This is a genomic window from Bacteroidota bacterium, assembly GCA_016714535.1.
GTDB lineage: Bacteria > Bacteroidota > Bacteroidia > AKYH767-A > OLB10 > JADKFV01.
Genome location: JADKDR010000004.1, coordinates 1 through 23,704, shown reverse-complemented (window position 1 = coordinate 23,704; position 23,704 = coordinate 1). Strand labels below are relative to the sequence as shown.

The window sequence follows — 23,704 nt, the reverse complement described above, 5'->3', positions numbered from 1 at the left end:
TATTTGTTTAAATTACTTAATTACTTCAAGCAATTCTACTTCAAAAATTAGTGTTTCGTTAGCTCCAATAGAGCCGCCAGCACCTTGCTCACCATAGGCCAAATCGGCCGGAATAAATAACTTCCACTTACTACCAGTACCCATTAACTGAAGCGCTTCGGTCCATCCTTTAATTACACCATTTACAGGAAACTCTATTGGTTGCCCACGTTGTACCGAGCTATCGAAAACCGTTCCATCCATTAATGTTCCATGGTAATGTGTTTTTACCTTATCTGCTGCACCCGGCTTTGGCCCTTTTCCTTCAGTAATTACTTCGTATTGCAATCCGCTTGGTAATGCTACAACTCCTTTGCGTTTTTTGTTTTCTTCTAAAAATGCTTTGCCCTTTGCAAGGTTCTCGCCAGCCTTTGCTTGTTTTTCGGCATCTGCTACTGCCTGACGCTCTTGCATAAGATTTTGAATAAATGAGTTACAAGAGTTCATGTCCATCTTTAGTTCTTTGTTGGCAAAAAAGTCTTTCATACCCGCTGCAAGTTTGTCAATATCAAGATCCTTGTCTAGTTTGCTTTGTTGCAGGTTGCCTGCAATAGACACTCCTATTGCATAACTTAGCGTGTCTGCTTTGGTTTTTAATTCCATTGTTTGAGATTTTGAGATGCCTGCACCAAGCATGGCTGCACCGATAATTAATGATTTAATTTTATTCATTGTTACTTTTTTTTGCTTTTTTTTCAAATTAAAATGAGGCGCGAATTTAGTATAAAATCCATAATAAAACCCGTGCCATTTTAAAAATGCACGGGTTAAATTTTAGTTTATATCCAACCTTTGAGGGTGTCTATTAATGCTATTTTACTATCAGTTTAGCTGTCATTTGTTTTTTGCCATCTAAAACTGCAACAAAATATACACCCGAATTAAATTCTGTTAAGGGCAAGTCCAATTGATTTATCTGCCCTTGAGCCACCTCTACCTCTTTGCTTACAAGCACACGACCTGTAATATCGGTGAGCACAAGGTTTACATTATGGCTAGTTGCAGTAAATGTTATGGTGACCAAATCGTTGGCCGGGTTTGGCATTAGTTGAATTCCCGATATTGGAACTTCGATAGACGAAGACTCACGACAATTAATAGTAACCTGTACTCCGGAAGAGAGTTTTTTGCAACCAAAACTATTTTTAACCTCTACACGGTAGGTGCCTGCTTTATTAGCAGTGTAGGCCGAAGCAGTGGCATTGGTAATAAAGTTTGCATTTTTTTTCCAGCGATAAGTTAGGCCTGTTCCGGTATTAGCATTTAGCAACACGCTTTGACCCTGGCAAAATGTTGTAGGACCTGCCGGGGTTATAACAGCTGCAGGCAGCGGCACTATCGTTGCCTTTTTGGGTGCGAGTGTTTTTGCGCAACCATTGGGACCTGTTACCATTACCTTATACGTGCCGGTTGTAACGGCATTGTAGGTTTGTGACATAGCGCCATTAATTATGTTTACTCCTTTGTACCACTGATAGCTGGTGGCCCCGGCACTGTTAGCCATAAGTTTTACGGTATCTCCTGCACATGCACTATCATTGCTATTATACTTGATAAATCCGGTAGGCAAGGCATTCACATTAATAAACGATGACTTGGTTTCTGTATCAGTACCTCCCACACTGGTTGATGTAAGAGAAACCGCATAGCTTCCCGGTGTGGCATAAGTTACTACCGGAAATTGATCGGTAGAAGTAGCCGGGTTTCCTCCTGTAAATGTCCACGTACGGCTGGTTGATGGATAGTTGCTTGACTCGCCAAAATTTACTGTACCTCCCGCACAAACAATAGTTGGCGTACCAATAAAATCTACATTGTGAGCAGGGTTAACCACAATTTTATAACCTACTACGCTTGATTGCTGCGATGTTGGTAATACTCCAAACAGCTTTGCATTAATGGTAATATTAACGGTGATAGGATACGTTCCTTGTGCCGTAGGTGTGCCACTTACCTGTATACATCGATTGCTGCCCCCCGGAAAAGTACAGTTGTTGTTGTAGCATTGATAATTTACACCCGGTGGCATACCGGTAACACTGTTTATTACAATATTGGTTATGGTAGCATAACCCTGCGAGGTATTGGTATCAGTAAGAACCTTTGCCTGTAAGGTAGTAGCATAGGGTTGGTTAAAATATGCCGGTGGCAAATTGGTAAGAGTATCGGGATAAATGCCCGGTACCGTAATATTATTGTCCGGAGTGCACTGACTGTAACTATTTAAGGTTAACAAACAGCATGCGATTAACGCGTAGAAAATTTTTCTCATCAGATTATTATTTTAAATGTTTAATTATTAGGGGACTTTGTTAAGCCAAAAATATATTATTATTTTGATGTTTGAAGAAAAAAAATAATTTTCGACTATGAGTAGTATAATTAGTGAGATAAAAACAGGGATAGGAATAATAAAACTAAACAGGCCCGAAGTATTAAATAGCTTTAACAAGGAGATGGCTATGATGCTTCAACAAACGTTGGATCAATTTGCAGCTGACAATGCGGTTCGTGTAATTTATATAACCGGCAATGGCCGCGCATTTTGCGCAGGGCAGGATTTGGCAGAAGCCATTGCAACCGATGGGCCTGAATTAAAAAGTATTGTAAAGGATCATTATAATCCGATTATTGAAAAAATACGCACCATCGAAAAACCGATAGTTTGTGCCGTAAATGGTGTAGCGGCAGGCGCAGGTGCCAATATTGCACTGGCTTGCGATATTGTTTTTGCTTCAAGCGAAGCAAGCTTTATACAAGCGTTTAGCAAGATTGGTTTAATACCAGATAGTGGAGGCACCTACACACTGCCACGATTGATAGGCCTGCAACGCGCTACTGCATTAATGATGCTGGGCGATAAAGTGAGCGCTGCCGAAGCACAAAGCATGGGCATGATATATAAAGTTTGCGAAGCAGAAATAATGGAAGAAACAGCTATGAAATGTGCCGGCTTATTAGCAACCATGCCCACCAGGGGACTTGGACTAACCAAACGTGCATTGAATGCTTCGCTGTCAAATACACTGACACAACAATTAAATGTAGAAGAACAATTGCAAACCATTGCAGGCCAAACACACGATTATAACGAAGGGGTACAGGCATTTCTCGAAAAAAGAAAGCCGGTGTTTAAAGGAGAGTAGTTTGCTTAATCTGGCAGTCTTTAAATGGATGGCAAATTCGTGCAAGAGAAACAACAATATTTCTTTAGAACGAAACTTGATTAAAAGCATCAGGGTAGCATAACGTGGCGTTTCATTTGTTTTTATAATTGATCTTTGTTTAATTAGAAGTGCTGTGGGCATGAGTAATTCTATTTCTCTGCAATACCATAAATGATATATTTCCAATTGGCTGGACAAATTCTATTTAAAATTAATTGGTCAATTGTTGATAGTAAAGTTCTCTGACTTTCATTTCTGCCAAATGTTCCAAGAACACCTGTAGTATGTATGTCGCAGTACGAAAAGTCGTTAAGAAATTCTTTCATTTCCTTAATAGACACATATCTCCAGGAACTTCCCCAGTTGACAAATCTTTTTCTTAGTTGTTGGTGAAAAGGAGAGGCAATTAGATTTTCTGCAAACAAAAGTTTTCCACCTGGTTTCAATGCTTTGTATATTTCTTTGAAAACCTTTTGTTGAATTTCAACTTTGTCGTTTCTCCCAATTCCGCCTATAATTGATTTGAATACGATAATGTCAAAATAGTTTTCGTATGGAATATTAGTTGCGTCAATATCCTGGTATTTGACATGCGAAGAAACATTGTGTCTAACATGAAGTGGTTGTGCTGTTGTGTGAACATCGTTCAGGTCAGAGCAAACAACTGTCAATCCTTTTAATGCGAGCCAAAGCGAAAGTCCACCTTCTCTACCCCCTAACTCAAGCCCGTTTTTAATTTCATTCCAATCAATATTGCTGTCCCAATACGAAAGTGCCTTAGACCAAGATTTTATGTCCCACTGTATAATGTCTTTCGTTAATTCTTTTGTCATTATGGTGTCGGTTATTTTTTTTGTTCGCGTCAGCCGGAATAAAAAAAAAACAGCCCACAGCTTCACGTTAATTATTTATTGTAAAAATATAAATTACAACGACTCTGATTACATACTTTAGCAAAAAAGAAAAAATCAAGTTTCAAATACTTGCAGGCAAACATATCACAATGGTTAAATCAAAATTTAAATGCAACATATGAGCAGAAAATGTTGTACGCTTTAGTTATGTCTGGTGCGCAAAATTGAGTAAGAGTTTTAGCGCAACGTATAAGCACATAGTTATAATCATCAAATTACCAACCACATTCAGATACAAAAACACCTTTGGCAGTGTAGGTTGCAGCGCATACTAATGGCTTCATGCGTTGTTGAATATCATGTAAACTAAAAATCCTTGTTTGCTCTACTCGAGTGGAGTTTCGAATTTTGGCAAATGTTATGCCCAGTGCTTTTGTCCATTTGTTGCTATTAGTTTGTTTATTTGTTCAACTGCCTTTTCAAACCTTTCGTCCCAAGCACCTTTTATTTCTATAATGTCAATGTTATGTTCTGCCAAAACTTGTCTATGCGAAAGGTCTAATAAATTTCGTTCTACTTCTCTCAATCGCGTTCCGTCTTGTAAATAATCAACATCGTTATTGAGGTAGAGATAAATATTTGCTCTATTGGAATTATAAATGTCAGCACTTGTTTCAAGTTCCTTTTCAAAGGTGAATCTTGAATAAGATTTTGTTGTGTGAATATCGGTGTCAATAATTACGAGCGGACTGTTTGCTAAAATAGTTTTGTCAATCCTCTTAGCGTGTTCTATTGCTACAAGGTGCAAGTCGTCAAAACTGAAATTATTTGAGTTGGCAATAATTTCTCTTGCTGCTTCCAAAACCAAACTGCAATTGAAATGCTTCGAAAGGTTTTCTGACAAAGTTGTCTTGCCTGTTGATTCCGTTCCTAATATCACAACCTTAATTGCAAAGTCGGGTTTCACACTGTCGGGCAAAAATTTCCAATTAGCAAACACATTGTTACGAACAGCAGTAGCCGAAACAGGGAAAAGTTTTTTGGGGATGTCAAAAGCAATGTGCTTTATATTCATAAAGGAAGCAACGAAGTTTCCGTATTCTTCGGATGTAATTAGAAGCGAATAATCAGGCAATTGCTTTTTGTAAATGTCTGCCCAGATTTCAGAAACTTCTTTTGAAGTTTCTGAGGTGTTTGGCAATTCACTTTCTAAATAGTTGAAGGTTCTTACTTCAACTTTCTTTTCATTTTCAAATGTCTTTTCAATCCACCTCTTTCTAACTGTGTCGGGAATATTTTCCTTGTCACTGCAACAGACTAACACTGTGAGGTAGCCACACTTGCTCAAGGCGAAATTTATCATCGCCTCGTGTCCTTTGTGAAAAGGCAGAAATTTTCCGAACACAAATGCTTTAGTCATTGCTCAATTGTTTTCTCCAGTGATAGAGTCCGTAAGATGCAAGCCCAAGAAAAATAAAATATTCAAGTGATAGAAAGAAAATTCCCTTTTTAAAATAGAGGACAACACAAACTAAATCAATAGCAATCCATAAATGCCAATTCTCAATTTTCTTTTTGGCGAGTAGGACTGTAGCAACAATGCTTGAAACCATTACAAACGAATCGGTGAAAGGGTAAGCCGCTTCTATTTTAAAATATGTTGGCAAGTACAAGTGAATATTGGTAAAGAAAAAACCAGAAATCAATGTTCCTATTAGGATAGATGCAGCAAGAAGTATTTTGTTTCTGGAACTTGTTTCAGAAATTTTGTTTTCACTTGTCTTTGAATTCCACTTATACCACCCGTAAAGCGTTACAACGAAAAAGTAAATTTGCAGAAACATGTCTGCATAGAGTTGAACCTGAAAAAACAAAATGAAAAGAAAAAATTCGTTCACTATTCCTGTTGCCCAAGTTAAAATGTTTGCCCTAGATGCAAAGTAAACCGAAGACAATCCAAACAATGTTCCTGTCAACTCAACATAGCTGATTGGGTAATCCAAAATTTGAAATGCAATATTTTTTATTTCAAAGAAGTGCATCAGAAGCTATATTTAAGCGAAACATAAAAGTTAGTCGGTGCTTGCACAAAATATTTTTTGCTTCCGTCAAAATCTATATAGCCATTATTGAAATATTTGGAGTCGGTAATATTGTTTACGAAAACACAAAGCTGAAAACATTTGATGTCATAACTAATTCGTCCATTTATAAGGAAATAACTTTTAACAGTAGAAGTATTTGCAAAGTCAATGAATGATTTGTCTTGATACCTTGCAGAAACTGCTACCGAAAAACCTTTGTAGGAATAAACCGCTTCTTGATTGATGATTAAAGGCGGTGTGAGAATAGGAGTGAACACTTCTTTTTGTTCTTTGATACGACTATAATTGAACGAAGAGTTATTGATGAGTGAAAAACTTTTGTTTACTTTGTAAGTAAGGTTTAACTCAATTCCTGTTCTAAAACTTTGTTCAACTTTATTTGTGAGTGCCAAACCATTTGGTCCAAACTTTCCGTCAAGTACAATTTCATTTTCGAAATCCATGTAGTAAAGATTTAAATTGAAATTCAGTTTACTTGATTGGTTTCTGAAACCAAATTCGTGATTGACAACATACTCAGGCGTTTTGATTGAAATAATGGCGTTGCCTAAACTGTCGGCTAACAAATCATCATTTCCTCCAAACATATCGTTTCTTGTTGGCTCTCTGCCTGTACTACCAATGCTGTAATAAATCACTGAATTTTGTTTTATGTTAATACTCAAACCTGCTTTTGGATTGATGAAATGCCATTCCATTTTTTCAAGGGTAACCGTTCCTTTGTAGTCAAAGGATGAATAACGATATTGAATGTCGGCAAAGAAGGTAAGCCACTTGAAAGTGTAATCTGCTTTTGTAAAAACACTTGCTTCATTTTTATAGCCAGTGTTTATATAAAGTTGGCCTAAAGTTTTTTCGCTGCCTGTGTGTTGGCGGTCATAAATATTTCCATGAACTCCTGTTGTCCAGTTGAATTGCTTTTTTGAAAAAGTATAATTGCTAAAAAAGCCAATTAGGTTGGATTGGAAAGCATACTTGTAAAGTTCGACTGTTGTTGGTAATCCTAAAAAGCCGTTCAGATTAAAATCGTAGTTGCCTTTCAAGAAAGTATAGTAAATACTTGATTGAACTGATGAGTAATTATTTGGTCGCCAATTATTTTGAAGTTTTACCAGACATTGAGTGAACTGGTCTTTTTCATTTTTGTTAGCGTTGGTTTGTCTGTCAATTGAAATTAAAGAATCTGAAACGCCAAGCCAAGCCAATTGGTTTTGTTGGTGCCCGGCAAGTAAATTTATTATCCATGTTGATTTGTCGTAGAACAAACCACTACTGATATAAACAGATTGTGAGTTGTTTGAAGAATTGTATTTATAACCGTCAGAATAAATTTGTGATGCTCTAACATAAAGTGCTTTGCGGTTTTTAACTCCACTGTTGTATTCTCCAAAAGCTCTTAAACTATTAAATGAACCGTAGCCTAAACCGAAAGTTGTTTTTGTTGAATCGTAAAGGTTTGGAGAAAATATCTGAACGCTACCACCGTAACTTCCAACTCCGTTTTTAGAAGTTCCAACACCTCTTTGGATTTGAATTTTACTTACTGAATTAAAGATGTCGGGATAGTTTGAGAAATATGCTCCCTGGTCTTCGGGTTCGTTTAATGGAACTCCATCAAGCGTCATGTTAATTCTTGTCTGGTCAATGCCTCTAAATCGGAAATAGGAATAGCCTTGTGAGTTTCCTGCGTCTGAATAATTTGTGATTGATGGAGTTTCAGAAAGCAAGAACGAAGGTTCTTGCCCTGTTGATTTTGTTTTAAGGTCTATTGAACTTATGTTTTGAAAAGTTATTGGAGTTAACTTGTCGGCTTGATACGTTACAAGTACCTCTTTCAACGTTTTTGTTGTATCAAGTTGCAATGCCTTTTGGGCTTTAAGTTGGTGGCAGGTTAGTATTGTTATTAGAAAAAGTATAAAATATTTCGTCATTCTCTTTTGTTCTTTTTTACTTGTTTCTAAACTGTGAATATGTTGGTTATATAGTTGTTATAGCTTGGGGCATAACGTGAGCCTATGAAAAAACTAAACAGCCCACAGTTGCACGTTAAAAATATGTTGTAAAAATAAAAATTACAACGATACTGCTGACTTACCTTAGCAAAAAAAAATATGCATCACATAACTGCGGGCTGCCGGCATCAAATGGAAATATTAAGTTTAGGTTGCAACATCGATACTGAAAATATTGTACGCTTTATTGATGCTTTTGTAAGCAAGTTCAATTTAGTGAAATTGAAATTAGAAAAGTAATAGTTGCCCCGGTATTTTAAATTACAAAAAGAGCCATAAATCGTATATGGTTACGGTTATGGAATTGTTTTGGTTGTCGAAATTTTCAAATGAGCGTTTTTTGCAAACTGACGGTATGGGGTTTACAATGTTGGGGAGTTTTAGCGCTAAATTTTGTAGAATTGAAATTCCACTTTTCATTTTAACTGAGCACAGGTGAAGTATGGAGACCCCGCTATCTTTAGCTCTACTGACTATGCGGAGATTTGTCTTGTCAAGTTTACTCACACTTTGTTCAGATTGATGTGCACTCTTAGGTGTCCAATCTAATTTTATTCTTTTATAAAATATTTAACATCATTTTCAATTTTCAAAAAATAAATCCCTTTCGCTAAAGTTTGTGTTTTGATTTTGATATAGGAATCTGTGATAGTTTGATTAAACATTTTTTTACCATTGGCATCATATACGGAAATTTCCTTACCGGTCATGTTGTTTGAAAATGTAACATTTAAATAATCGTTAGTCGGGTTCGGAAATATTTTCCACTGCGGTTCTTCACCTTCAAGCAAAGTAAATCCAACATTGGTGTTGGTGCTTGCAATTATCTTTGCGAAGTAGATATTCATTATCCCATTTCGGGTATCGCCCCAAACAGTGCAAAGTGTATCACCTGTATAAACACAGCTCATAAAATCATTTCCGCTAAGAGTAAGAAGAGAATCAAAATCAACAAATTGGCTCGTCATTTTTTTATTTGTAGAAAATGTTTGTCCGTTATCGGAGCTTGTGGCATAATAAAAATCATAGCCGGCATTCCAAAATCCGTTTGCAACTGAATTGCGTCTGTCGCGCCATGTAACAACCAGATTGCCTTGTTCATTGTATGAACCCCACACCATATCCTGTGCTTTTCCATTAGACAATGAATCGTCATTTATACGAATCGGACTACTCCATGTTTGACCACCATCGTTAGTATGAAATGCCATAATATCAGCATCGCCATTTTGTGCATCGGGAGTTAAAAAAATCAATTTGTTGCTGTCTGCATATTGTGCAATTAGTTGGTATCCGTTTTTGAAATTGGTATCATTTGCCGCAGGAATAGCTGCAAATACAGTGGTGTATGAAAAGTTTTGCCCTTTGTCATTTGATTTTGCAAAGTAGTATGCTGGTAAAGGATTTTGACTATTTACATAACTCGGATAAACAGCGCAGAAATTTCCATTTATTGTAGTTGCCGGAGCCGCCATTGGAGCAGCAATTAAATTTCCAACCAAATGCACCCCTCCATCTACATTGGCAATAGAAGTCCATGTATAACCACTATCAGAAGAAACTTTATAATAGTTTCTATTAGGTGGTGCAATCCAGGGAGCGGGTTTGGTGGTAATGTAAAGTGTTCCTGAATTTACTGTGTTGGAATTGTCAACTACAAGCCAGGGTCGGTCAATAGGTCGTTTGTTTGCTACATCATACATGTCAAAGGCTTTTGTCGGAGCGTTCCAGTTTAATCCGCCATCAAAAGAGCGGGAAACATAAATTCCTCCGCTATCGGGTGCTTGCTTATAATCGATGTATGAAATATACAATAATCCGGTCTTGTCAAAAGCCATAGAAACATCAGCCGAACCATAACCGGTTCCGAAATGAGGCAATGTGTTTACGATGCTCCACGAATTACCACCATCAAAACTTGCCCTTGTTTTAATTGCAATTTTATATTGTCCATTTGAAAACTTGAAACCCATCCAGGCGGCCACTAAGTTTTGATTATTTGTAGGATTGATAACCAGGTAAGGTTCACCGTCAAATAGAATACCGTTGCTAATGTTTGTATTGGTGGTTTGGGCATTGCCTATGTAAAAGGCAACAAGTAAAACATAAATTGAGAGTATCTTTTTCATCATTTTTTTGTGATGTTTTTTGTGCAAAGGTTTAACTTATTTCAATATAGTCTTTAACACCAAAGTTGGATTAAATGTTTGAAGCCTCAATAGCGCTATGGCTAACAACAGCCTGTAAAATAAACAACTCTACAACAGCTGCAGGTTAACAACATGTGGTAAAAATAAAAATTACAACGACACCGTTGACGTGTCTTTGAAAAAAAATAAATATGCATCACAGAGCTGAGGGCTACCGCAACCAAATGGAAATATCAAGTTTAGATTGCAATATCGATACTGAAAATATTGTACGCTTTATCGATGCTTTTGTTTGCAAACTCGATTTCGTAAAATTGAAATTTGAAAGAGGAATTGTTGTCGTGGTATTTTAAACTACAAGAGGCATAAAGCGTATATCGTTACCGTTACGGAATTGTTTCGGCTGGCAAAATTTTCCAAAATGGGTTTTTTCATATCCTGACGTTTTGCAAATACAAGAATTTGGCGATTACGGAGCACTAAACTGTCTGCTACCACTGAGCTTGATACGAAGCACAAAATTTCATTTAACCACTGAACCGCCAATTTCTTGTAGCTGCTATTATAGACGCATTTTTCTATCGTCAAGTTGTTTCGTCATTTTCTACTAGTGTTTTAAGTGTCAGTTTAAGAAAGATAAAACCAATTGTTCCCGCAATAAGTGAAGCAATTAGAATTGCAATTTTTGAATTGTTTACGTTGTCTGCATTGTCAAACGCAAGAAGCGTAATGAAGATTGACATTGTAAAACCGATACCGCCTAAAAACCTGCACCAATTATATTTTTCCATTTCAAGTCTGTCGGCAATGCACAAAGTCCCAAGCCAACACCGATAAACGAAAAGAGCCAAATGCCTAAAGGCTTACCGATTACGAGTCCTACAATAATCCCTAAACTATTTGTTTGTCCTAAACCACTTTGCCAACTATCGCCAACCGCAATGCAAGTATTAGCTACTGCAAACAATGGCAGAATAAAAAAAGCAACTGGTTTGTGTAAGAAATGTTGAAGAATATATGAAGGTGATTTTTCTCCACCGTTGCCAAATGGAATGGCAAATGCCAACAAAACACCAGTTATTGTAGCGTGAACACCTGAATGCAACATAAAATACCACATTGCTGCACCACCAATTAAATATGGAATTAGGTTGTGAACTTTCAATCGGTTTAGAATGAGTAGAAACGCAAAAATGCCCAATGCAATAAATAAATTTACAAATGCAATTGAGGTCGTGTAGAAAATTGCAATAACTATGATTGCTCCCAAGTCGTCCATTACTGCCAAAGCTGTCAAAAATATTTTTAGAGAGGTCGGAACACGATTGCCTAAAAGAGATAATATGCCGATAGCAAAAGCAATATCTGTCGCCATTGGAATACCTGCACCTGCTTGAGTGTCTGACCCGAAGTTGAGCAATAAAAATAGTCCAGCTGGAACAATCATACCGCCTATTGCTCCAAAGATTGGTAATGAAGCATTTTTTATGTCAGAAAGTTCTCCTTGATAAATTTCTCTTTCTAACTCTAAACCGATGAGGAGAAAAAAGATGGTCATTAGTCCGTCATTAATCCAATGAACAATACTGTGTCCACCCAAGTCAATATGCCAAAAATTAATATAGTCTGTCTGCCAGGCAGAATTAGCAAGAACAAGTGAAAGAGCTGTCACGAAGACTAAAATTAGTCCGCCTGTTTTTTCGCTGTCAAAAAAATCGGTAAATAACTTAGTGAGATTCATTTTTCTTTGCTGTCATTAGACCTAACATCATTACAAGAACTGAAAGTATAATGGTTTGTATGATGAGGGATTTGTTTACGATTGATATGTTTTGTTCGGGCAAAATGGCTAAGAAAAGTAGAATGGTGATTAGTCCCCTTGGTGCTATAAATAAAAGTGGTGATGCCGATATCTTAGAAATTTTAAGTGCAAGCCATCTGACCAAAATGATTGAAGTTACAATGGCGGCAGCCCAAGGAATAGTTTCAGGATTGAAAATTTCTTTTGCTTCCATTAGAAAACCAAACAACATAAAGAATAATGCACGAATTAGAAAAGTTGCCTCTACTGTAATCTCCTTGAACTTCTTTACTTCTTTGTCTAACTTTTCGGGTCTTAATTTTTCAATCCAGTTAAACTGTTTCAGTTCGTCAAGATTGCCAAGAAATAAACCAAAAACAAGAATAAAAATTAAGCCAGGCAAATGATAAACTTTAGAAACTGCATAAATGAGAATGACCATTAAAATAATTGGAGTAAAAGTGATGTGATGTTTAATACGGCTTAGTAAAAATGAAAGTCCTAAAACTGCGAAAAATGAAATGACAATGATGAGAAGCAATTCCAAAGCAAAGTTCCCAAATGATTGAGCATTGATAATTTCGTTGAGTGCAATGAAATTGAAAAACAAAACACCAAAAATATCTGACAAACTGCTTTCATAAATTGTAAACTCTTTATGATAGGCAGAAAGATTTCTAACGCTTGGTATAGCAATAGCACTGCTGATAACGCAAAATGGAATTGCATTTACCAACGCTATTTTAAAGGATACTTGCCCGAAGTATTGAAAAGCAAATGCAAAAAGAAATGCCAATGCAAACATTGGAATAAGTGCATTGAGTGATGATTTTTTAATTATTGAGATTTTTGATTTGTTGAGTTCAAGTTCTAAGGAACCTTCCAACACAATAAGGATTAAACCAATTGTTCCGAATATTGGCAGTAGTGGATTTAAGTCAGGAATATGTAATTGGAAGAAGTCAGTTGTTTGTCTGACTAACCAACCTAAAAGCAAAAGCAGAATAACGGAAGGAATTTTTGTAAGAGGCGAACTAATGTCAAAGATATATGCCAGCAGAAGTAGTAGGCAGATTGTGATAATAATAGCTGTGGTCATATTTTACTTAGTCAAGTTAAGTAGTTCAGAAAAACTTTGTTCATTAAGTATTATGTCTGCATGGTGATTTAGCAATTCGTCTTTTGAACAAAAGGCAATTCCAAGCCCAGCTTCTTTAATCATGCAAAGGTCGTTCATACTATCGCCAATGGCAATACAGTTTTCTTTTTGGATGCTGTATTTTTCAAGTATGCTTAACAGTGCATTGGTTTTGCAAAGCGAATGCTTGCACAAACTCTTTGCATTGCTGAAAAGAAAGGAAGGAATTTTTACTTCGCCTGTGCAAATGCTTTTTGAAAATTCAAGTTCATTGGAAAGTGAAAAATCCATTCCCAATTTGTTTTTGATGTGGTTGGTAATGCAGTCGTAACTATCTGAAATAATTCCAACCATGTAGCCCCGCTGTTTGAGTTGTGAAATTATTTCCTTTGTTCCCTCTATTACTGAAATGCTATCAGCTACTTCAATCAATTCACTAATTGTTTTTCCTTTTAGCAGTGTGGCAATTCTTTTGGTGAGAATGATAACATCAGTTTCGGCAGAACGAATGTTCATCAACTCTTTTTTGAAATTAAATTTGCCTGCACAGGTATCAATAAAGCGACCTTGCAAAAGCGTGTTATCCATATCAAACACAACCAATTTGCTGAGTGTGCTGAGTTGGTTATCTAAAACAGGTGCATATCTATCAGTATGCCTATGTCCACACCGTAATCGTCTCTGAAATCTAATTGCAGAAAGAGTGATTTTTTTCCTGCAATCATTCCGCTTAGAGGTTGACTAAACCGAAGTAAGTCAGGGAAGAAAATACTGAGAAGTGGTTTTGCTACAAGTTCTGTTACCCTACCAGCATTGCGATTGAATGAGGATTTTACAAAATCAACTTCACCTTGCAAGATGGGGTCGGTCAATAATTTAATGGTATAGTGAGGATATGGGTCAATGTCGCCATCAAGAAAAGCAATGATGTTATTAGTTGCACACAAGATACCATCTTTCATAGATGCACCTTTACCCAATTTGGTGCTGGTGATAACCTTTGCTCCATGTTCCTGTGCGATAGAAACTGTCTTGTCCAGCGATTTGTCGTCCACTACAATTACCTCCGTTACATGAGGTTGCCCTTTTGCAAAGGTCACAACACTGGCAATGTTTTCTTCTTCGTTAAGTGTTGGAATAATTACTGTTATCATTTGTTGTTTATAGATTTTGTCAAAGGTAACTTTTTGAGCCGGCATGCCGCTATGAAAAACGGTATTTGTGCGTGGGGCAAAAGCAAATGTGAAGCAAAAGTGCGTTAGCTTTTTGCGTGGCTTTGCTTCTCTTTTGCTTTTGCGAAGGATAGTCAAACGGCTTTGCCGAAGTTTAACTTTCGGTCGTTGTCCGCTCAAAACTTTGATAGAAGCACTGTCCCAATGCAGTTGCAGCTAACGTCAGCCTGTGAAAAACCAATTCATCAATATCTGCACGTTAACAACATGTGGTAAAAATAAAAATTACAACGACACTGCTGACATACCTTAGCAAAAAAAAAATATCTATCACATAGCTGAGGGCTGCCGGCATCAAATGGAAATATCAAGTTTAGATTGCAACATCGATACTGAAAATGTTGTACGCTTTATCGATGCTTTTGTTTGAAAGCTCAATTTAGTGAAATTGAAATTTGAAAGAGTAATTTTTGACCTGATATATTAAAGAGCTAAAAGCGCCACAAATCGTATACACCATAGTTAAACAATTGCAATAAATAAAATTGCTTTACTATTACACCTAAGCAATTTAGCACGCCCCCCCTCCAGCAAAGCCACTCAATTATGACGACACCCCATGCCGGTGTCGCTGAACACCGTATAGACAAAAGCCCCACGTATTCGACTCGCCCAGGGGCTTTCGTCTATACGGCTAAATGTTAGCGGTTCGTTGTTATTTCCTGTCGTCCCGTGTCGGCTAATTTTACAGGTGTCTTGATGCGTTGGCTTGCGAGCTCTTTTTATTTTTTGGTGCGGTTGCATTGTGTGTTTGCAAAAAAATAAAATGTGCTTGCAAATGCGGTGGCATATTTAGTCATTTCATTCACATAATTTTATTGCTTCATCAAGGACAGTTTTTAATCTTGTTTCTTTCACGCCTGCTTGCAGTAATAAATTTTTATTGTTGTAAATGTCTCTTACAAGCACATAGTTTTTTTCAAGTAGCCATTGCTTTTCATGGCGTGTAAGAGATGTAAGGCAGGTTAATGGATATAGTCCTGAATTATCAATAATATCTTTTAACGCTTTGTTGTGAGGGTAATCCCAACTAAGCATATTCAAGCCCTTGCAGTTTCCGTACTCCAAAGCATCTCTTGTAAACTTCGCGTTGGTAGTAATCCATCCGGCAAACATACTCTCCTTATCTTTGAGTAAACCATTTGCTAAAACATCTTCAAATCTCGATTGAATGTAGAGTGGTGTTTTTACATCAACAGTAATACCGGATTGATTCCGATATTTGCATTCCATAAGAATCATCTGATTTTCTTTTTCAGCAATAACATCTATTTCATGACTCACACATTTTCCCTGCAGTATTCTCCCTACCTGAACAATATAGCCCTGATGTTTGAATAGTTCACCCACAAAATTCTCAAAAGGAAAACCAGAAGGCCCCAGTTCCATAATTCCCCTTTTTAAATAGTAACGGGCAGCGTGAGGTTTTGATTGATGGCGAAGTAAACGGAATGCTTCGCTGTATATTTTTTTAGTGCTGATGCCCTGATATAATTTAGGTAATAATGTTTCAATTATTAAATTGATTTCTTCCGAAGTTGCTTTTGCCCTTTCTAAAGAATTTCGCAATTTCTTTATTGAAAAAGGTTCGGTTGCACCGGAAGCTTTTGTGACAACTATTTTATTTCTCATTTCTTATTCTTTTAATCCATTTTTCAATCTCAACTGCCCAAAATACAATAATCGATGCGGCTACAGTTATTGCAAGTTCGTAAGATGTTAAGGGTTGTGTTCTGAAAACATCATTAAAAAATGGGGTGTAAATAATCATCAATTGTAGTGCAACTGTTATTATGAGCCCCAACATGGGCTTATTTGAAAACACTCCAATTTTAAAAATGGATTCGCTCTCTGAGCGGATTGCCATTACATGCCCCATTTGGCTGAAACAAAGCACTGTAAAAGCCATTGTTTGCCAATGAGAATTTTCACTATGTATTGCCCATGCCTGCATTCCGATGGTTACTACTCCCATAAGAAAACCGACCCACAGAATATGCCATGCCATACCTCCTGCAAAAATATTTTGCTTTGGATTTCTTGGCTTTCGTTTCATAATGTTTGCATCTGATGGCTCAGAAGCAAGAGCTAATCCAGGTAGTCCATCGGTTACAAGATTTATCCATAGAATGTGTATTGCTAACAATGGGATTGGTAAACCAAAAAATGGTGCAAGAAAAATTGCCCATATCTCTCCTGAGTTTCCGGTCATAATATATTTGATGAATTTCAGAATGTTATCAAAAATTCTTCGACCATGTTTTACTGCAACTACAATGGTGGCAAAATTATCATCGAGCAATATCATGTCTGATGCTTCTTTAGATACTTCTGTTCCATTAATTCCCATGGCAATGCCAATGTCTGCATTTTTAAGGGCAGGAGCATCATTCACCCCATCGCCTGTCATGGCAACAAAATGATGTTTGTCTTGCAAGGCAGTTATGATTTTTAGTTTTTGTTCGGGATTAACTCTGGCATAGACACGCACCTTCTCAACTATTTTCTCAAACTCATCGAGAGTTAGTTTGGCAAGTTCAGAACCTGTTAATACAATATCTTCTTCAGAAGCTATTATTCCTATTTTTTTGCAATGGCTGTGGCAGTTAGTTTGTGGTCGCCTGTAATCATTACCGGAATAATTCCAGCTTGTTTACATTCTGACACGGCTTGCTTTGCTTCTTCGCGTGGCGGGTCAATCATCCCTGCAAATCCAATTAATGTTAGGGAGGATTCAATTTCGTTTGCAATTAAACTTTCAGGAACAGAAGGAAGTATTCTCACAGCATAACCTAACACACGATAACCCTTTGATGCCATCTCATTTACTTTGAGTTCAAATTCAGGAATAGATTTTTTCTGATCATCATCAAGTTTTTCAAAAAGCACTTCAACAGCACCTTTTGTAATTGCAACAATTCCTTTGTTGGTTTTATGCAATGTGGTCATGCACTTTTGTGTGGAATCGAAAGGGATTTTTCCAACTTGCGGAAATTTTATTTCCAAATCAGTTCGCTTAAATTTTTTGTCGAAAGTATATTGAATCAATGTAGTTTTGGTTGAATTGTTTAACTATTTTCCATCATTATCATTTGTCATATCATTGTTCAATGCCATTGCAGTTAATAAAGCATTGCTTTCTGAAAATATGGAATTAATTTCTGCATCTGCTGTTTCAAAAACTTCCTGCACAGTCATTTTGTTCAGCGTAAGTGTGCCGGTTTTATCAGAGCAGATGTAAGTAACAGAGCCGAGCGTTTCAACAGCAGGAAGTTTACGGATAAGTGCATTGCTTTTTACTAATCGCTTTGCGCCAAAAGCAAGTGCAATGGTTATAAGTGCAGGCAATGCTTCGGGTATGGCTGCAACGGCAAGCGAAATGGAAGTTAGCAGCATGGTTAAAATATTTTCGCCACGGAGCCAGCCAATAACAAATATTATTGTGCAGATGATAAGTATAACAACAGATAATCGTTTTCCAAAAGCAGCTAAACTTTTTTGTAAGGGTGTTGAAGTTTCATCGGTTTGAATCAATTTAGCAATGCGACCGAGTTCAGTATTCATGCCTGTTGCCGCAACATAAGCAAGTGCCCGACCATTGGTAATAAATGTTCCTTTGAATCCCATATTAATTCTGTCACCAAGCGGGTAATCGCCTTCGGGAAGTTCGTTGGGATTTTTTTCAACATTATGTGATTCGCCAGTCAGTGCTGATTCGTCTACTTTAACCTGATGTGTTTCAAAGAACCGTATATCAGCAGGAATAATATTTCCGGCTTCGAGCATTACCACATCTCCGGGTACTAAATCAGATGCAGGAATATCAATCACTTTTCCTTCACGCAATATACGTGCGTTAGTAGCTGCCATTAGTTTCAATGCCTCCATGGCTTTTTCGGCACGATACTCTTGTATAAAACCCACAACTGCATTAAGAATAATGATGGCAAGAATAATTACCGTATCTTTTACATCTCCTAAAACACCGGATATAATTGCTGCTGCAATAAGAATGAGAATCATGAAATCTGTTAACAGATGTAGCAGCATCTGCACAATAGTTTTCTTCTTTTTATCTGTAATCTGATTTTTTCCGTACTCTTCCAACCGTTGTGTAGCGGAAACATTATCAATGCCTGTCGGAGTTGTGTTTAATAACTGTGATATTTCGGAAAGTGGGAGTAAATGCCAATTCATTTTATTTCTTTATAAATAAATATGTCATCAGAGCCATATATAGAAGTGCAATTATTAAAGTATCAAGGCTTAAAAGCCATATTTGCTTTTTCTTAGGTTTAAAAAGAAGTCCTAAACCTACAACAGCCGTCATGATAATGGTGATAAAAACCGATAATAAATGTGTGGGAGAAATGGCATTAAACAAGGAACCTTCCCGATAAAAAACATCATCAATACCCAGTATAAACATATTAAACACATTGCTGCCCAATAAATTCCCGACAGCCATATCTAATGAACCCATTCGTAATGCAGCTAATGAAACTACCAACTCTGGCAATGATGTGGCGGCAGCAATAAATAGTGTGCCGAAAAAGGCATTACCTAAACCCGTATGTGCTGCGATATGCTCACCAAAATAGGGTAGAAATATAGCTGCACCAATTACAATTAAGGCATGTAGTGCATAGCCACCAATAACTTTTTTAAGGTCGGCCGAATGGGTAGGGCTTTGAGGAGTCTCAAATGGTGGAGATTCAATTAAAGCGGCTTGTTCATATTTGAAAATGCCCCAAATGGATACTAAGTAAACGCCAAAAAGGACAAAAGAAAAACTGCTTATCCATAATACAGACGGTATTTCATTCGACAAGTAAATTGCCATGCCTGCCACCGTTAATAAAATAATTCCGAAAATTGCTGCTACAATATGGCTCGATTTGACCATTGAAAAAAGAGGTTGTTTAATTCTAGCGTCTAAGACAGAAAGTATGAGCAGGTTAAAAACACAACTACCGAAAATATCACCGGCTGCCAGGTTTGGTGCTTTAACAATGGCTACTGAACTTATCCCTGTAATCAATTCCGGTAAAGAGGTAACTGATGCCATTAAAATAAGTCCTACCCATGCTTTGCCCATACCTGTGAGGTCGGCAATTTTATCTCCATAAAAGGAAAGTTTCGTGCCACTGAAAATAATTACCGCAGCACAAACAGCAAATCCTAAAATATTTATGTATAAATTATCCATATTCATTCTGATTTAATTCCAATTTCTTCTTTTTGACTATCATTAACCATAATAAATTCTATTAAATTGGTATTGCAAGTAAAGGAATGCGAATATGGTAAGCGGTAGTTTTCGTTATGCTTTTATGAAACAAATTGTTCCAAAACCCTTTGTGTTTAATTGGTGATATAGCCAGGATATCTGTCTTATCGTTTAATGTGATTTCTAAAATTGCTTTTGATATATCAGTTCCTTCTGTATGCTGAAATGTTATTGAAACATTTTCACATTCCTTTTCAATTTTTCTTTTGAATTTGGTATGTAGTTTTTCTTCCGATGCTGCTGTTTGCTCTCTATCATCAATATGTAGAATATTTATTTGTGCCTTAAATGTCTTATTCCATTCAGAAATAAATCTGATTGCCTGAATATCTGATTTGTGATAGTCAGATGCAAAAGTTATTTTTTTCGGAATTCTAAATTTACATCCTTTTGGTATAGCCAATACCGGACACGGTGCTTTAGCCATTGTATCTGCAGTAAAACTTCCAATAATAACTTCTTTTAATCCACTTGCCCCTGTAGTTCCCATTACTATTAAATCGATTTTCTTTTTCTTGCAAAATTCTACCAATCGAATACTTTCCGGTCCCCGGTCAACATGAATAGAAACAGAAAGTTGCTTGTTCTTTTTTAAAAGACCTTCTTTAATTTTATCAAGTCGCTTGATTAAATTATTTTCTGTTTCAAGATTTTCTTTTGTGCTTTGTGTATAAGAGTAAAAACCGCTTTCAAAGGGAATGAACGCATGATAAAGAATAATTGAAGAATTAAATTTCTTAGCCAATCCGATTGCATAGTGGATTGCATAATCGGCTGGGATTGAAAAGTCAGTGGGAACGAGAATTGTTTTCATAATTTCAACTTTTTAATTGTCAATAAAGGCATCCAAGTATGAAATGCCATTTGTCGCGTTACACTCTTACCAAATAATTTTTCAAAAAAAGTAAGGTCATGGGTGAACATTGCGAGCATGTCTGCTTTTATATAGGCATTGTATTCATCAATTCCTTCCATAATATCATCGTTGATTGAAACATGGAAAGTAATTTTGGGATATTTAATTTGAAGTTTATCAACAATAGTCTTTGTGTTGATTTTCTTTTTAGATTCTGAAGAGACAATGTGCAGAATATGAATATTAGAATCAAACAATTGTGCTAATGGCAAAATCATTTTCAATTCTTTAATTAGATTCAAAAAATCTGTTGCGTAAACAATATGTTTGAGATTATTAAACCTGGCAAACTCAGGAATCGTGATTACAGGAATGTTACTATTGTTTATTACTGCTGTTGCATTGCTTCCTATCAGAACCTTTGTCAAACCAGTTGCACCTTTTGTTCCCATAATAATCAAATCGATGTTATTGTGAATTGCATAACTCTCTACAACGTCTTCTACTGGATACCCTTTAATAATTTCATAGCTGATATTCAGTTTGCCTTTATTCTCTGCTTTTGATGTGTTTTAAATTAAAGTAAGTAAAATTATGAAATAAGAATTTAAAAGTATTTGATAAAAGTCATAATAGAATTTGATGCTTTCCAATATTAAGTTAATGCCTATTTTTTGTTGCCATGCGGTCGGGCAAAATTAAATGTGGTGCTTTTGTGTCGGCTTGTGTGTTGGCAAAGCACCTCTTTTAATTTTGCGAAGGGTCGGCTGTCTTTCATTTTTTCTGTCGATATTTTGATAGTCTGTCTGTCTTTTTACAATGACCGCTAACGTCAGCCTGTGAAAAAACCAAAAACCATTTCCTCAACAGCTGCACGTTAACAACATGTGGTAAAAATAAAAATTACAACGACACCGTTGACATACCTTAGCAAAAAAAATAAATATGCATCACATAGCTGAGGGCTGCCGGCATCAAATGGAAATATCAAGTTTAGATTGCAACATCGATACTGAAAATGTTGTACGCTTTATTGATGCTTTTGTTTGCAAGCTCGATTTACAGAAATTAGATTTTGCAGTAAGCACCATAAAAGATGAAGGCCGGCCATCGTACCACAGCAGTATATTCTTAAAAATATATTTGTATGGCTACCTCAATGGAATACGCAGCAGCCGCAAGCTTGAGCGCGAGTGCACGCGCAACATCGAAATGCAATGGCTCTGTGGCAAGTTGATACCGAGCTACCATAGCATTGCCGATTTTCGTAAGGACAACCCAAAGGCATTGCGCAATACGTTCAAGTTATTTGTAAGTTTTCTTAAAGACATTGACTTAATAGGAGGAGAGCTTATTGCAATAGATGGGACCAAAATACGCGCCCACAACAGCAAGAAAAATAATTATTCGCAGAAAAAAATTGAGCGCCACTTTACATTCATTGAAAATAAAATAAGTGAATATATGGCACAATTGGATAAATGCGATGCAGCCGAAGACGAGATAAAAATCACAAACATTACCAAAAAGATTGAGCAACTTGCAGCGCGAAAAATATTTTATGAAACACTGGAAACAGAATTAAAAGAAAGTGGCGACACGCAGATAAGCACCACCGATGCCGATGCACGCGCATTGCTCATACAAGGCCAGGTAGTAGAAGTAGCCTACAACACACAAGCAGCCGTTGACGATAAGCACAAACTTGTAGCTGCCACACACACCATAAACCGTAACGACAGAAACGCCCTTACCGATATTGCCACCGAAGCAAAGCAAAATATGGATGTATCAACGTATACAGCTATAGTAGATAAGGGATACCACAACGGCCGGCAAATACAGCAGGCCACCAATGCCGGCATAGTAACCATAGTAGCACCACCCGAAATAGTAAACAGCAACGAGCATGGCACCACCCCCGATTACGTAGTAACTAAGTTTGTATACGATGAAAGCACCGATACATATACATGTCCACAAGGCGCAACACTAACAACCACAGGCACATGGCATCGCAAATCGCGCGAGCGCGATACTTACCAATTTAAAAAATACCGTACACCAAAATGTAAAACCTGCCCTGCAAAACACCTGTGCACAGGGCGCGCCAAAGGAGGCCGCGAAATAGAACGCAGTGAGTTTGCTGCCGAAGTTGAAGCCAACAATGCTCGCTATAACAGCCACAAGGAAACATACCGCAAGCGACAAGAAATAAACGAACACATATTTGGTACAATAAAACGAGTATGGGGATATTACTACACAAACTTGAAAGGATTAGAAAAAGTAAATGGCGAATGGAGCCTCATCATGACAGTTTACAACATCAAGCGCACAATCAACATACTAGGTATACAGCCACTGTTAGAGAAACTAAAAAACTGGAATCCTGACTACACAAGGATTTCACGGCTAAAATCAAAAACGACCGCATTACATCAATTTCTACGCATTCAATTTCACGAGCATAGTGTAGCAGCGTAAAAAACAACCCCCGTTAAAAACGCCACAAATCGTATATGGTCACCGTTACGAAGCTGTTTCGGCCGCCAAAATTTTTAAAAGGTAGGTTTTTTCACATCCTGACGTTTTCGGGCTTGGCGAAGGTGGCGATTTTTAACACTAAACTTCATACGAAGCACCAATGTTCAAATATAGTAAAAACTGTCATACGAAGCACTGAACCGCCAATTTTGCCAAACCCTGTGTTAGCAGTAGTTGTTATTCCTCTCTTGTTAAATTGTCACTGTCAACTTTAAGCATTGTGAAACTTTTTAAAAAACCACACTTTCAACAAGTCTGCTGTAAGTATATATGATGCTACAATAGTTAGCATGGCTCCTAAGTTTAGAAATGGCAAAGGTGTCAAGCCAATATCATTAGCAAATGGTAAATATGGTAACCCAAGTGTCAATACTAATCCCACAATACTTAAAATGAATAGATATTTACCGGGTTTGCTTTTGAAAAAGTTTTTATGTGTTCTAATGATAAATAAAATAAACAACTCAGTTAAAATTGATTCAATAAACCAGCCCGTTTGAAATGCCGATTCTT

General features: G+C 36.9%; 20 protein-coding genes and 2 pseudogenes. 3 read left to right on the top strand and 19 right to left on the bottom strand.

What is annotated here, in order from left to right:
• Positions 1–12: 12 nt before the first annotated feature.
• A complete protein-coding gene (locus IPO27_05940; protein MBK8846130.1) occupies positions 13–711 on the bottom strand; it encodes an FKBP-type peptidyl-prolyl cis-trans isomerase in 699 nt (232 codons plus the stop codon).
• 139 nt (positions 712–850) lie between these two features.
• Positions 851–2,311 (bottom strand): T9SS type A sorting domain-containing protein, encoded by a 1,461-nt coding sequence (locus IPO27_05935; GenBank protein ID MBK8846129.1) that lies wholly within the window; start codon positions 2,309–2,311, stop codon positions 851–853.
• A 97-nt stretch (positions 2,312–2,408) separates the two neighbouring features.
• On the opposite strand from IPO27_05935, the gene IPO27_05930 reads away from it, so the two are divergent.
• The gene (locus IPO27_05930; protein MBK8846128.1) at positions 2,409–3,185 is read left to right on the top strand and encodes an enoyl-CoA hydratase/isomerase family protein; all 777 of its coding nucleotides are present in this window, start codon (positions 2,409–2,411) and stop codon (positions 3,183–3,185) included.
• Between the two features lie 170 nt (positions 3,186–3,355).
• On the opposite strand, the gene IPO27_05925 is transcribed toward IPO27_05930, so the two are convergent.
• From IPO27_05925 to IPO27_05910, 4 genes are all read right to left on the bottom strand, one after another.
• Positions 3,356–4,039 (bottom strand): class I SAM-dependent methyltransferase, encoded by a 684-nt coding sequence (locus tag IPO27_05925; protein MBK8846127.1) that lies wholly within the window; start codon positions 4,037–4,039, stop codon positions 3,356–3,358.
• A gap of 439 nt (positions 4,040–4,478) precedes the next feature.
• Positions 4,479–5,480, bottom strand: a complete 1,002-nt coding sequence (locus IPO27_05920; GenBank protein ID MBK8846126.1) for an AAA family ATPase — start codon at positions 5,478–5,480, stop codon at positions 4,479–4,481.
• Positions 5,473–6,102, bottom strand: a complete 630-nt coding sequence (locus tag IPO27_05915; protein ID MBK8846125.1) for a nicotinamide mononucleotide transporter — start codon at positions 6,100–6,102, stop codon at positions 5,473–5,475. The genes IPO27_05920 and IPO27_05915 overlap by 8 nt, the downstream gene beginning before the upstream one ends.
• Positions 6,102–8,096, bottom strand: coding sequence for a TonB-dependent receptor (locus IPO27_05910; protein MBK8846124.1), 1,995 nt, complete (start codon positions 8,094–8,096; stop codon positions 6,102–6,104). The genes IPO27_05915 and IPO27_05910 overlap by 1 nt, the downstream gene beginning before the upstream one ends.
• 180 nt (positions 8,097–8,276) lie before the next feature.
• On the opposite strand from IPO27_05910, the gene IPO27_05905 reads away from it, so the two are divergent.
• Positions 8,277–8,417, top strand: a complete 141-nt coding sequence (locus IPO27_05905) for a hypothetical protein (GenBank protein ID MBK8846123.1) — start codon at positions 8,277–8,279, stop codon at positions 8,415–8,417.
• A 311-nt stretch (positions 8,418–8,728) separates the two neighbouring features.
• On the opposite strand, the gene IPO27_05900 is transcribed toward IPO27_05905, so the two are convergent.
• From IPO27_05900 to IPO27_05845, 12 genes and pseudogenes are all read right to left on the bottom strand, one after another.
• Entirely contained in the window at positions 8,729–10,309 is a 1,581-nt protein-coding gene (locus IPO27_05900; GenBank protein MBK8846122.1) for an exo-alpha-sialidase, read from the bottom strand.
• A gap of 602 nt (positions 10,310–10,911) precedes the next feature.
• Positions 10,912–12,068 (bottom strand): annotated as a pseudogene (nhaA, locus tag IPO27_05895) (Na+/H+ antiporter NhaA).
• Positions 12,055–13,227, bottom strand: a complete 1,173-nt coding sequence (locus IPO27_05890) for a cation:proton antiporter (protein ID MBK8846121.1) — start codon at positions 13,225–13,227, stop codon at positions 12,055–12,057. Before IPO27_05890 ends, nhaA begins: the two are co-directional and overlap by 14 nt.
• Before the next feature lie 3 nt (positions 13,228–13,230).
• Positions 13,231–13,854 carry an HAD-IB family phosphatase gene (locus tag IPO27_05885; protein ID MBK8846120.1) on the bottom strand — a complete coding sequence of 208 codons (624 nt, stop codon included), beginning with the start codon at positions 13,852–13,854 and terminating at the stop codon, positions 13,231–13,233.
• A 41-nt stretch (positions 13,855–13,895) separates the two neighbouring features.
• Positions 13,896–14,420 carry a glycosyltransferase gene (locus tag IPO27_05880; protein ID MBK8846119.1) on the bottom strand — a complete coding sequence of 175 codons (525 nt, stop codon included), beginning with the start codon at positions 14,418–14,420 and terminating at the stop codon, positions 13,896–13,898.
• An 879-nt stretch (positions 14,421–15,299) separates the two neighbouring features.
• Complete coding sequence (locus IPO27_05875) at positions 15,300–16,130, bottom strand: restriction endonuclease (GenBank protein ID MBK8846118.1); 831 nt, start codon at positions 16,128–16,130, stop codon at positions 15,300–15,302.
• Entirely contained in the window at positions 16,120–17,082 is a 963-nt protein-coding gene (locus tag IPO27_05870) for an HAD-IC family P-type ATPase (GenBank protein ID MBK8846117.1), read from the bottom strand. The genes IPO27_05875 and IPO27_05870 overlap by 11 nt, the downstream gene beginning before the upstream one ends.
• Positions 17,079–17,546, bottom strand: coding sequence for a hypothetical protein (locus tag IPO27_05865; GenBank protein MBK8846116.1), 468 nt, complete (start codon positions 17,544–17,546; stop codon positions 17,079–17,081). Before IPO27_05865 ends, IPO27_05870 begins: the two co-directional genes overlap by 4 nt.
• Before the next feature lie 24 nt (positions 17,547–17,570).
• On the bottom strand, positions 17,571–18,695 hold the full coding sequence (locus IPO27_05860; GenBank protein ID MBK8846115.1) for an HAD-IC family P-type ATPase: 1,125 nt from the start codon (positions 18,693–18,695) through the stop codon (positions 17,571–17,573).
• 1 nt (position 18,696) lies between these two features.
• Entirely contained in the window at positions 18,697–19,713 is a 1,017-nt protein-coding gene (locus IPO27_05855; GenBank protein MBK8846114.1) for a sodium:calcium antiporter, read from the bottom strand.
• A gap of 55 nt (positions 19,714–19,768) precedes the next feature.
• On the bottom strand, positions 19,769–20,602 hold the full coding sequence (locus tag IPO27_05850) for a universal stress protein (GenBank protein MBK8846113.1): 834 nt from the start codon (positions 20,600–20,602) through the stop codon (positions 19,769–19,771).
• Positions 20,599–21,186 carry a universal stress protein gene (locus IPO27_05845; protein MBK8846112.1) on the bottom strand — a complete coding sequence of 196 codons (588 nt, stop codon included), beginning with the start codon at positions 21,184–21,186 and terminating at the stop codon, positions 20,599–20,601. Before IPO27_05845 ends, IPO27_05850 begins: the two co-directional genes overlap by 4 nt.
• Before the next feature lie 403 nt (positions 21,187–21,589).
• Between IPO27_05845 and IPO27_05840 the strand changes: the two are divergent.
• A pseudogene (locus IPO27_05840) lies at positions 21,590–23,035 on the top strand (IS1182 family transposase).
• Between the two features lie 367 nt (positions 23,036–23,402).
• Here IPO27_05840 and IPO27_05835 read toward each other — a convergent pair.
• Positions 23,403–23,704 (bottom strand): cation transporting ATPase C-terminal domain-containing protein (locus tag IPO27_05835; protein MBK8846111.1); only part of this gene is annotated, 302 nt, incomplete at its 5' end.

Bases quoted from the DNA above. Each gene is read 5' to 3' on its own strand.
- IPO27_05940 (MBK8846130.1), bottom strand. From the start codon at position 711: ATGAATAAAATTAAATCATTAATTATCGGTGCAGCCATGCTTGGTGCA.
- IPO27_05935 (MBK8846129.1), bottom strand. From the start codon at position 2,311: ATGAGAAAAATTTTCTACGCGTTAATCGCATGCTGTTTGTTAACCTTA.
- IPO27_05930 (MBK8846128.1), top strand. From the start codon at position 2,409: ATGAGTAGTATAATTAGTGAGATAAAAACAGGGATAGGAATAATAAAA.
- IPO27_05925 (MBK8846127.1), bottom strand. From the start codon at position 4,039: ATGACAAAAGAATTAACGAAAGACATTATACAGTGGGACATAAAATCT.
- IPO27_05920 (MBK8846126.1), bottom strand. From the start codon at position 5,480: ATGACTAAAGCATTTGTGTTCGGAAAATTTCTGCCTTTTCACAAAGGA.
- IPO27_05915 (MBK8846125.1), bottom strand. From the start codon at position 6,102: ATGCACTTCTTTGAAATAAAAAATATTGCATTTCAAATTTTGGATTAC.
- IPO27_05910 (MBK8846124.1), bottom strand. From the start codon at position 8,096: ATGACGAAATATTTTATACTTTTTCTAATAACAATACTAACCTGCCAC.
- IPO27_05905 (MBK8846123.1), top strand. From the start codon at position 8,277: ATGCATCACATAACTGCGGGCTGCCGGCATCAAATGGAAATATTAAGT.
- IPO27_05900 (MBK8846122.1), bottom strand. From the start codon at position 10,309: ATGATGAAAAAGATACTCTCAATTTATGTTTTACTTGTTGCCTTTTAC.
- IPO27_05890 (MBK8846121.1), bottom strand. From the start codon at position 13,227: ATGACCACAGCTATTATTATCACAATCTGCCTACTACTTCTGCTGGCA.
- IPO27_05885 (MBK8846120.1), bottom strand. From the start codon at position 13,854: ATGGATAACACGCTTTTGCAAGGTCGCTTTATTGATACCTGTGCAGGC.
- IPO27_05880 (MBK8846119.1), bottom strand. From the start codon at position 14,420: ATGATAACAGTAATTATTCCAACACTTAACGAAGAAGAAAACATTGCC.
- IPO27_05875 (MBK8846118.1), bottom strand. From the start codon at position 16,130: ATGAGAAATAAAATAGTTGTCACAAAAGCTTCCGGTGCAACCGAACCT.
- IPO27_05860 (MBK8846115.1), bottom strand. From the start codon at position 18,695: ATGAATTGGCATTTACTCCCACTTTCCGAAATATCACAGTTATTAAAC.
- IPO27_05855 (MBK8846114.1), bottom strand. From the start codon at position 19,713: ATGAATATGGATAATTTATACATAAATATTTTAGGATTTGCTGTTTGT.
- IPO27_05850 (MBK8846113.1), bottom strand. From the start codon at position 20,602: ATGAAAACAATTCTCGTTCCCACTGACTTTTCAATCCCAGCCGATTAT.